This is a genomic window from Achromobacter sp., from assembly GCF_036567245.1.
GTDB lineage: Bacteria > Pseudomonadota > Gammaproteobacteria > Burkholderiales > Burkholderiaceae_B > Achromobacter.
Map to the genome: position 1 here is coordinate 1 of NZ_DATCUY010000256.1, position 9,577 is coordinate 9,577.

The 9,577-nt window shown below is 64.9% G+C and carries 10 protein-coding genes and 1 pseudogene; 6 read left to right on the forward strand and 5 right to left on the reverse strand.

Annotated features, from left to right (window positions below; translation table 11 throughout):
* Nucleotides 1-753: pseudogene (locus VIR09_RS11380) on the reverse strand (alpha/beta hydrolase); the annotation flags it as partial.
* Between the two features lie 219 nt (nt 754-972).
* Between VIR09_RS11380 and VIR09_RS11385 the strand changes: the two are divergent.
* From VIR09_RS11385 to VIR09_RS11395, 3 genes are all read left to right on the forward strand, one after another.
* Nucleotides 973-1,683: a TetR/AcrR family transcriptional regulator gene (locus VIR09_RS11385; protein ID WP_332012966.1), complete on the forward strand. Its 711-nt coding sequence runs from the start codon at nt 973-975 to the stop codon at nt 1,681-1,683.
* A 450-nt stretch (nt 1,684-2,133) separates the two neighbouring features.
* Nucleotides 2,134-3,144 (forward strand): tripartite tricarboxylate transporter substrate binding protein, encoded by a 1,011-nt coding sequence (locus VIR09_RS11390; RefSeq protein WP_332012967.1) that lies wholly within the window; start codon nt 2,134-2,136, stop codon nt 3,142-3,144.
* Between the two features lie 20 nt (nt 3,145-3,164).
* Nucleotides 3,165-4,901: an IlvD/Edd family dehydratase gene (locus VIR09_RS11395; RefSeq protein ID WP_332012968.1), complete on the forward strand. Its 1,737-nt coding sequence runs from the start codon at nt 3,165-3,167 to the stop codon at nt 4,899-4,901.
* Between the two features lie 2 nt (nt 4,902-4,903).
* On the opposite strand, the gene VIR09_RS11400 is transcribed toward VIR09_RS11395, so the two are convergent.
* Nucleotides 4,904-5,797 carry a LysR family transcriptional regulator gene (locus VIR09_RS11400; RefSeq protein ID WP_332012969.1) on the reverse strand — a complete coding sequence of 298 codons (894 nt, stop codon included), beginning with the start codon at nt 5,795-5,797 and terminating at the stop codon, nt 4,904-4,906.
* Nucleotides 5,798-5,930: 133 nt separating this feature from the next.
* On the opposite strand from VIR09_RS11400, the gene VIR09_RS11405 reads away from it, so the two are divergent.
* Nucleotides 5,931-6,920, forward strand: a complete 990-nt coding sequence (locus tag VIR09_RS11405) for a 2-hydroxyacid dehydrogenase (RefSeq protein ID WP_332012970.1) — start codon at nt 5,931-5,933, stop codon at nt 6,918-6,920.
* Here the strand turns inward: VIR09_RS11405 and VIR09_RS11410 are convergent.
* Nucleotides 6,904-7,332: a DoxX family protein gene (locus VIR09_RS11410; RefSeq protein ID WP_332012971.1), complete on the reverse strand. Its 429-nt coding sequence runs from the start codon at nt 7,330-7,332 to the stop codon at nt 6,904-6,906. The genes VIR09_RS11405 and VIR09_RS11410 overlap by 17 nt on opposite strands.
* Nucleotides 7,333-7,427: 95 nt before the next feature.
* Here VIR09_RS11410 and VIR09_RS11415 point away from each other — a divergent pair, with 95 nt between their 5' ends.
* Nucleotides 7,428-7,835, forward strand: a complete 408-nt coding sequence (locus VIR09_RS11415) for a helix-turn-helix domain-containing protein (protein ID WP_332012972.1) — start codon at nt 7,428-7,430, stop codon at nt 7,833-7,835.
* Between the two features lie 33 nt (nt 7,836-7,868).
* Here the strand turns inward: VIR09_RS11415 and VIR09_RS11420 are convergent, their stop codons facing one another.
* On the reverse strand, nt 7,869-8,507 hold the full coding sequence (locus VIR09_RS11420; protein ID WP_332012973.1) for a hypothetical protein: 639 nt from the start codon (nt 8,505-8,507) through the stop codon (nt 7,869-7,871).
* Nucleotides 8,508-8,594: 87 nt separating this feature from the next.
* Entirely contained in the window at nt 8,595-8,966 is a 372-nt protein-coding gene (locus tag VIR09_RS11425; RefSeq protein WP_332012974.1) for a hypothetical protein, read from the reverse strand.
* 206 nt (nt 8,967-9,172) lie between these two features.
* Between VIR09_RS11425 and VIR09_RS11430 the strand changes: the two genes are divergently transcribed.
* Nucleotides 9,173-9,577: PhzF family phenazine biosynthesis isomerase (locus tag VIR09_RS11430; protein ID WP_332012975.1), on the forward strand; the 405-nt coding region annotated here is incomplete at its 3' end.

Sequence of the window (9,577 nt, forward strand, 5' to 3'; positions counted from 1 at the left end):
GTCGGCGATCATTTGCCGGGCTTGCGCGTCCAGACGCGCCACGCGTTCGCGCTGCGCCTGGCGGTAGCGGGCGACGAATTCCGGCGCATAGCGCGCCTGGCCTTTGGGCCGGTAGCCGTTTTCGGGCGCCAGCGGATCAAGCTCCGCCACCACCGACAGCGCGTCGTTCTCGTCGCCGACGGATGGGTCGATGCAGTTCAGCAGCAGCGCGCCCTGGCCGGGGTGCGGGCCTACCAGCACCAGCCCATGCACCTCGGGCATATCCAGTTCGTCCAGTCCGCTGGGCTTGCCGCCCGGCGTGCGGGTGACGCGTTCGCCGGCGGGCAGGCCGGCTTGCTGCGCGTAGAAGGCATACAGGCCGGCCCCGCCGGAATTGCCCAGCAGCACGATCTTCTTGAAACCCTGTTCGCGCAGGAAGCGCAGGCCGGCGGCCACGTCCTGCAGCGCCTGTTCATGTTCCAGCCTGAGGTCGTTGCCGACCGAACGGGCGCCTTGCGACCAGGCGGCAAGGCCGGCGCCGACGATGTCGGGGATCAGGTAATGGCAGGCCATGAACTCGCGCGGATGCATGACGCAGACCACGGTGTCGGGGCGCGGGCCGGTCGGCTGGTACAGCGATCCGGAGGTGGCGGCGCCATCCGCGGTGCGCAGCACGACGTTGCGGGTCGAGGCGCCGGCGGGCAGGTCGCGAGGATTCCAATCGGTGTTGAGAAAGCCTGCGGTGATCTGGCTGGAGGGGGCGGCGGTAGTCACATTCGTCTCCTGTGGCGATGGTCCGTGGACCTCGGTTTGACGTATTAGACGAATATTTGACTTTAGTGTCAATTAAATTTAAAAAATTGACAGTATCGTCAAAAATGAGGGACTCAACAGAGGCAAAACAATGGCCGGCGCGGCCTGGAAGCGGAATCGCGCGTGCCATAATTTCGGGACGGGGCCGTCCCGGACGGTCTATTCGAGGAACATCGCAACGTGAACGACGCAAGCACCAAGGGAGCGCTGAAGGGCGAAGCGCTGCGCACCGCCATACTCGACGCCGCGGCCACGCTCTTCATCAAGCGCGGCTCCGGCGGCACCAGCATCCAGGACATCGCCGAGTCGCTGGGCCTGAGCCGCACTGCCGTCTACTACTACTTCAAGAGCAAGGACGCGATCCTGCGTTCGCTGACTGAAGACGTGCTGAGCGCGGCCAAGAAAATGGCTGGCGAAACCGCCACGCGCGAGGATCTGGATCCGGTCGAGGCGCTGCGCGCCCTGGTCACGCAGCATGCCGACCTGATCCTGTCGCGCACCGCCGAATTCCGCGTGGCCGACCGGACCGAGGCCGACATGACGCCCAAGCAGCGCGCGGCCGTGCAGGCGTCGCGGCGCAACGTGCTGGAAAATTTCAGCCGGGTCATCGAAAACGGCATCCGCGACGGCCAGTTCCGCATGGTCGACCCGCACGTCGCGGCTTTCAGCCTCATCGGCATGTGCAACTGGTCGGCATGGTGGTACAAGCCGGACGGTCGGCTGGGCCGCGCCGAAGTCGCGGCCATCATGGCCGACATGGCTGTGCAATCGCTGTTGCGCGACGCCTCCCGGCGGCCGCGCTCGCCGGACGTGAGCGAGTCCCTGCGGCTGGTGCGCGAGGATCTGGACTACCTGGAAAAGCTGGTGCTGCCCGGCGGGCCGCAGCCCTGATTGCCACGGACGCGGGCGGCTTGGGGCGGCAGGGCTTCGAGCTTGCGGATGTCAGGGTTCTTTAGCCGCCGAGGCTGCCCTGCGCCATTCCGATGCTCGCCCCGGTGGGGCTGCGCTTCGGATGGCTCCGGGGTCCTCGGCTGGCAGTCGCCCAATGCGTTGGTTTCGGACCCCGTTCATGGGTAGATGCTGTGAGCCGGTGGCCGGGCGGAGGGATCCGAAGCGCAGCCCCACCGGGGCGAGCATCGGAATCCCGCAGTCCGGACGCCGGCGACTCAAGAACTCTACCCAACAAAACCGAAGTGCGGTCCGGATTTTCCTCATCCGAATGTCCTGGGACTTTCAGGGATTTTTTTGACAGAACATAAATTTTTTTCTCTTTTCGCCGGCGAGAGTTTGCGAACATGCGTGTAGAGCTTTCAAGCCATAAGAACGCATCGGGAGACAAAAATGTTCTGTAAGAATGCCGCGCGCAAGCGCATCAACATCGTCGCAGCCGCCTTCCTCGCGGCCGCCGCTTTCACCATTCCTGGCCATGCTTCCGCACAGGCTGCCGACAACTATCCCAGCAAGCCCATCCGCCTGATCATTCCCTATCCGCCCGGAGGCGCGACGGACGTGATCGGGCGCATCGTGGGCCAGCGCCTGAGCGAAGAGATCGGCGGCCAGGTCGTGATCGAGAACCGTGGCGGAGCAGGCGGCAACATCGGCGCGGCCGAAGTGGCGCGCGCCCAGCCCGACGGCTATACCTTGCTGATGGGGGCGCTGACCTCGCATTCGGTCATGGCGACCCTGGAGAAGGACACCATCCCATATGACTTGCGCAAGGACTTCGCGCCTGCCGGCGTGGTTGGTTTCGTGCCGCTGGTGGCCGTGGTCAATCCCAAGCTGCCGATCAAATCGCTGTCCGAGCTGGTGAGCTACGCGAAGGCGAATCCCGGAAAACTCAATTTCGCTTCGTCGGGCGCCGGCGCTCCCCAGCGCATGGCCATGGAACTGTTCAAGCAGATCGCGGGCGTCAAGATCGAGCACGTGGCTTACCGCGGTAGCGGCCCGGCCATGACGGACCTGGTCGGAGGCCAGGTCGAGACCATGACGGAGACGGTTCCCGCCGCGATTTCCTTCATCAAGTCCGGCCAGTTGCGTCCGCTGGCCGTGCTCACGCCCCAACGCGTCTCGATGCTGCCGGACATTCCCACTGCCGAGGAACAGGGTTTCAGCGGCTTTAACGTCAGTTCGCTCTTTGGCGTGATGGCGCCGGCGGGCACGCCGGCCCCCATTGTCGCCAAGATCAACAAGGCGCTGACCACGGCGCTGGCCAAGGACGATGCCAAGGCCCAACTGTTGCAGCAAGGCGTTTATGCCGACGCGCTCGATGTCGAGGCCTCCAAGGCGCGCCTGAACGCGGAAATCGAGCAGTGGGCCAAGGTCATCCGCGACGGCGGCATCACCGTAAATTAACTGGAAGCAGCTTGAACAAGATGAGCAAGAAAGACACCGGATCATCGCAGGACCAGGCCGGCGGCCTGCGCAAGGGCCTCACCAGCTATGGCGACAGCGGCTTCTCGCTGTTCCTGCGCAAGGCCTTCATCAAGGGCGCGGGCTACACGGACGGCGCGCTGGACCGGCCGGTGATCGGCATCGCCAACACGGGCAGCGCCTACAATCCCTGCCACGGCAACGCGCCGCAGCTGCTGGAGGCCGTCAAGCGCGGCATTATGTTCGCGGGCGGGCTGCCGATGGATTTCCCGACCATCTCCATCCACGAGAGCTTTTCCTTTCCCACCAGCATGTACCTGCGCAACCTCATGTCCATGGACACCGAGGAACTGATACGCGCGCAGCCCATGGACGCGGTGGTGCTCATCGGCGGATGCGACAAGACCGTGCCGGCCCAGCTCATGGGCGCGGCGTCGGCGGACATACCGGCGATCCAGCTGGTGACGGGATCGATGCTGACGGGTTCGCACCGGTCCGAGCGGGTGGGCGCATGCACGGATTGCCGCAGGTACTGGGGCAAGTACCGCGCCGAGGAAATCGACGATCAGGAGATCGCCGACGTCAATAATCAGCTCGTGGCCAGCGTGGGCACCTGTTCGGTCATGGGCACGGCAAGCACCATGGCCTGTATCGCCGAAGCGCTGGGCATGACCGTGCCCGGCGGCGCCACGCCGCCGGCGGTCACGGCGGACCGGATGCGCATTGCCGAGCTCACGGGCGCGCAGGCGGTCGAGATCGCCAGACAACGCCTGTCCGTCTCGAAGATTCTGACCGCCGATTCCTTCGAAAACGCCATGCGCGTGCTGCTGGCCATCGGCGGGTCCACCAACGGCATCATCCATCTCACCGCCATCGCCGGCCGGCTGGGCCTGGACCTGGATTTGCAGGCGCTGGACCGCATGGGGCGCGAGACGCCCGTGCTGGTGGACCTGAAGCCTTCCGGCCAGCACTACATGGAAGACTTCCACAAGGCGGGCGGCATGGCCACGCTGCTGCGCGAACTCAAGCCTCTGCTCAAACTGGATGCGCTGACTGTGACCGGCAGAACGCTGGGCGAGGAGATCGAGCGCTCGGGGCCGGGCTTCGCGCAGAGCGTGGTCAGGACGCGGCAGAACCCGATCTATCCGCAAGGGGGCATTGCCGTGCTGTCCGGCAACCTGGCTCCCGAAGGCGCCATCATCAAGCAGTCATCCGCCAATGCCGGGCTGATGGAGCATGAAGGGCGCGCCGTGGTGTTCGAGAACGCGGAGGACCTGGCGAGCCGCATCGATGCCGCTGATCTGGACGTCACGCCGCAGGACATCCTGGTGCTGAAGAACATCGGCCCCAAGGGCGCGCCCGGCATGCCGGAGGCGGGCTATATCCCGATCCCCAAGAAGCTGGCGTCGCAGGGAGTGAAGGACATCATCCGGATCTCGGACGGCCGCATGAGCGGCACCGCTTTTGGCACCATCGTGCTGCACGTCACGCCGGAAGCAGCCATAGGCGGGCCGCTGGCGTATGTACGGAACGGCGACCGCATACGCCTGAGCGTGAGCCAGCGGGAAATTTCGCTGCTGGTGTCGGAGGAAGAACTGGAACGCCGCCGCCGCGAGCAGCCGGTCACGCCGCCCACGGCCGAGCGCGGCTACAAGAAGCTGTTCCTCGATACGGTGACCCAGGCCGACAAGGGTGTGGATTTCGACTTCCTGCGGGGCGTGCCGGGCAAGTCCGAGTAGGACTACTGCTTTGCCCGGCGTGCTTCCATGTTGCCGAAAATGGCCCGGGCATCCTGGGAAATCGACGCGGCCATCTTGGCGTGATGGCCGCGGGTGTTCCAGATCAGGCCGTTTCTGCGCACGGGCGCGCGGTTGGGCAGCGGGATGCGCGCCACGTCGAGCGACTTCCACATGGAGGACCAGTCCGGAATCAGCGCAACGCCCAGGCCCTCGTGCACCAGGGCGACGATGGCGAGCAGGCCGTCGATCTCCAGACGCTGCTTGGGCCAGATCTGGTGGTCGCGCAGATAGCGGTCGGCCAGTTGGCCGCCGTATATGTTCCGGTCATAGCGTATGAAGGGTTGGGTCGACAGCAGGGTGTGGGCGTCTTGGTCCGCCAGATGGGACGGGGCCACCACGACCAGCGGCTCTTCCATGAACGGCTGCCACAGACAGCTCTTGGGCACGGCGAACTGCGGCTCCACCACGATGGCGGCGTCGAGTTCGCCATTGACGACCTTGCCGCACAGATCTATGGAACCGCCCGGCGTGACGAATACGGAGGCGTCCGGATGCCTGCGGTACAGGGACTTGAGTATGGGAGGCAGCACGTTCGTAAGCGCGGACACGAAACAGCCGATGCGGAACTCGCCCGGCTGGTCACCGTCGATGGCCATGGCGCGCAGATCGCGGATGTTGCGGATGGCCGCCTTGGTGCCTTCGAGGATGCGCATGCCGCTTTCGGTCGGCCTGACAGAGCGTCCCGAACGTTTTACCAGCGCCACGCCCAGATCCATTTCCAGCGCCTTGATGCGCGCGGCGATGGCGGCCGAGGTCAGATCGAGCTTGCGCGCGGCTTCGGCGAACGAACCTGCTTCGACGACCGCGACGAAGCTCTGCATGCACTTTATGTCCATGATGCGATGGGCTATTGCCCTGAAAGGAGAAACGTCAGGTTGAAGATCGCACGTACTGCTACGAGCCCGGCCACGATGGTTGCAGGCTTATCGCGCCAATTCCCCGTATGTTATAGCGTCGAGGTTGAAATCCATGATGGAGCATGAACTGGCCGAAGAGCGCCAGGCAGCAGCAAACAGCCCTGAGGATCGGGGCGGCAGGTTTCCCCCTTTGCTCAAGGTAGGGGTATTTCCCGAGTCGGTGGAAGCGCAGTTCCGTTCGATGTTCACGTTGATCGAGGAAGACGCGCTGCAAAACGATCTGGCTCAGGTTGCCGCGATTGGCGGCATCGTCACGCGCTCGAACTACCGGATTCCGGCCGAACTCATGGATCGTCTGCCGGGCTTGCGCATCGTTGCCACCAACGGCGTCGGCTACGACGGGATCGCGCTGGACCACGCGCGTGCGAAGAACATCGTCGTGACCAACACGCCGGACGTGTTGAACAAGGCCGTGGCGGAGTTGGCGGTGGGAATGCTGCTCGCCTTGCTGCGGCGTCTGCCCGCGGCCGACGGTTTTGTGCGCACCGGCGCGTGGCAGGCCTCGCCTTTTCCGCTGGGGGCGAGCTTGGCGGGCAAGCGGGTCGGTATCGTCGGCCTGGGTCGCATAGGCAAAGAGATCGTGCAGCGGCTCGCGCCGTTTGAAGTGGACCTCAGCTATTTCGGCCGCACGCGCCAGGATGTGCCATGGCGGCACTTCGATTCACTGCCCGCCTTGGCCCGCGACGTGGACGTGTTGATCCTGTCATGCCCCGGAGGCGAGGCCACGCGCCATCTCGTTGACGCGACCGTGCTGCAGGCGCTGGGTTCCGACGGTCTGGTCGTCAACGTCGCCCGCGGCTCGGTCATCAAGGAGGCCGACCTGTGCCATGCGCTGGTCAACGGCATCATCCAGGGCGCAGCGCTCGACGTGTTCGAAAACGAGCCGCTGGGCGAGAGTCCGCTGCGGCGCATGCCCAACGTGATCCTGGCGCCTCATATCGGCAGCGCCACGCACGAGACGCGCCGCCTGATGGCGGAACTGGCGATACGGAACCTGGTGTCGTTCTTCACGACGGGGAGGGCGGTTACGCCGGTGGCATGACGGGCGATGGGCCGGTGCTTGCGGCCGGCCTGCCGGGGCGATGCAGCCAGGCGATCGCAGCGCTGACTAGCAGTAGGACGATGGCCGGAACGGGGCTGCCCTCGATGACAAATGAATGGGCCAGCACGGCGCCGATCATGGTGGCGCTCAGCAGCAGTCCGCCGAGGAAGACTGTCGCGGGGATGAGGACCGCAATCCCGCCGGCCACTTCGACGAGGCCGGTAACGACGCGGAACCATTGTCCGACGCCGATGTGGTCGAAGGCCTGGACCATTTCCGGAGCACCCGACAGTTTGGCGGCGGCGGCCGCAAGGAATACGACGGCGGCCAGGAGGCGCAAGCCCCAGGAAACGTACTTGAGGGTTCTGGGTTGGGTTTGCTGCTGGTCGGCGCTGCTGCGGGGGGTCTTCATTGCGGGTAGCCTCGGTATAAAATTGTGACTGAGGCTAGCAATGTAACTACGGTCCCGACCGTGCACAATACGGCACATCAGGAGAACTCGGTATTATGAATGTGACTGAAAAGCTCCACGCCTTGCACGAGTATGACTGTCAAAAGATCAGTCAGGTGCTGGCGCGCATCGGTGAAAAATGGAGTGTGCTCATCATCATGATTCTGTCTGATGGTCCGCGTCGTTTCACCGAAATCAAGCGCACCATCAACGGCATCTCGCAACGGATGTTGACGCTTTGCCTGCGCGGGCTGGAGCGTGATGGCTTGGTCAAGCGCACGGTCTATTCAGTGATGCCGCCGCATGTGGAATATGAGCTGACGCCGCTTGGGCGCTCGCTCACCGAACCCGTGACCGCGTTGGGATGCTGGGCCAGCAAACATATTGCCGACATCGATGTGGCCAGGGCGGCCTTCGATGCTCAGGCTGACGCGGCGAGCGAGGCGCCGCCCCGGCGCCGGTAGCGGACGCCGCGCTGGAGCCGGCATGGCGGCCCGCTAGACCCACACCGTCGCGATCAACAGCGCACAGCCTGCCGTGGCCGTGGCGGCCATGATCGCGGCCAGGCGCAAGGCGATCTTGCGTTCCCTGCGGCCGATGTTGGGGTTGCCGTCATTGGCCGAGCGCAGTTGTTCCCAGGTGGATGCGGCGCCCGCCTCGCGGCTCTGGATGGCCGAGGCGGCGTTTGCCGTGGAGCGGGAAATGCCGGTGAGCCGCAGCGCCGGATAGGCCAGCAGCAGCCCGGCCAGGAACAAGGCGCAAGCGCTCATCGCGCCGGCCGTGAAGGCTGAGCTGTCGCGCGCCGCAAACAGGATGATGGACGCCGCAAGGCCGATGAAGTTCAAGCCGGCCAATGCTTTCAGCGCCTGGATTCCCCAAGGGCCGGTGGCTTCCTCGGTGAAGTCGCCGACCGAGCGCCAGTAGGCGGCGTCCTGGGTAGCGGCCTGGAAAAAGAAGGCGAGATCCCTGAGGAGCACGTCGCCTTGTCTGTCGTCAGGGCTGGTGTCCTGATGCCACTGGGTGGCGAATTTCCTGCTTCGCTCGGCGTCCGCGTGATGCGCGCGGGCCCAGTTCTCCGCCAGACCTACCGCCGCTTCGACGGTAAGCGCCCCTGCGGGGCTTGCACTGTCTTTCATCTTTTTCATCCCCATATATGGGACATTGTACTAGGCCTGAGCGGAGGCCAGGTTGATGCAAGGCAGGAGGGCGGCGCGTGGCGCAGGTCAGGGCAACGCAGCGCCGGGATGGGGCGCAGGCCGGGAAAAACATACTTCGAGCAAGCTGTTGCTGCGCAGTTTGAGGGTGACATCCGTGCGTGGCCTGCCCAGCGTGGTGGCGGCAAAGAGGCCAAGAGCAAGACCGGCGAACCAGGCGGGAAGCAAACTCGCCAGATCCCAACCCGTTATGCCGCTGCTGTAGGGTTGCCTGAGTACCTGCACTGTCAGTCCATTGTCGTAGCAGAGCGTCTGCACTGCCGCCACGGTTTCATCGATGTCGGGGATGTTCTCGAGAAAGAACGGCTCCTGGGCCCGCATCAACCGGGCAAGTTCGCCGGCAGGCAGGAGGTTCTGAAAGTAGGTGCGTACCGTGGACATTGGGCGGGTTCCTGGCGTGCGCAAATCGTCATGTGCCGGCTGCGGCCGGGATGGGCCGGAAAGCGCTGGGCTTGGACTGCACAGTCTATGCCAAATCCGCCGCTGTTACGGTCGAGATTCTCTGCCTCTGTGTCTGGCGGGCCGTCCGCCGGCCCCGCACACTTCCCGGGTCGCCGCGCAGTCCGCGCGGCTTGAAAGGACGTTCCATGCGCTACCGTTATGTCACCGCCGATGTGTTCACCAGCCAAGCGTACGGCGGCAATCCGCTGGCGGTCGTGTTCGACGGGCAGGGCTTGAGCACGACGCAGATGCAGCGCATCGCGCGCGAGTTCAATTACTCGGAAACGAGCTTCGTGCTGCCGCCGCGGGATCCCGCTAATACTGCGTGGGTCCGCATCTTCACGCCAGACCGCGAGGTGCCGTTCGCGGGGCATCCGAATGTGGGCACGGCCGTGGTGCTGGCGCGCGAAATGGCCGCCTCGGGCCTGACCGTGCCGGATGCCTTCGTGTTCGAAGAGGAGGCCGGACTGGTGCGCATCGCGTTGCGGGCGGGCGCAAGCGGCGTGGCTGGCGCCGAGCTGCTTGCGCCGCAACCGCTATCGCGCGCCAGC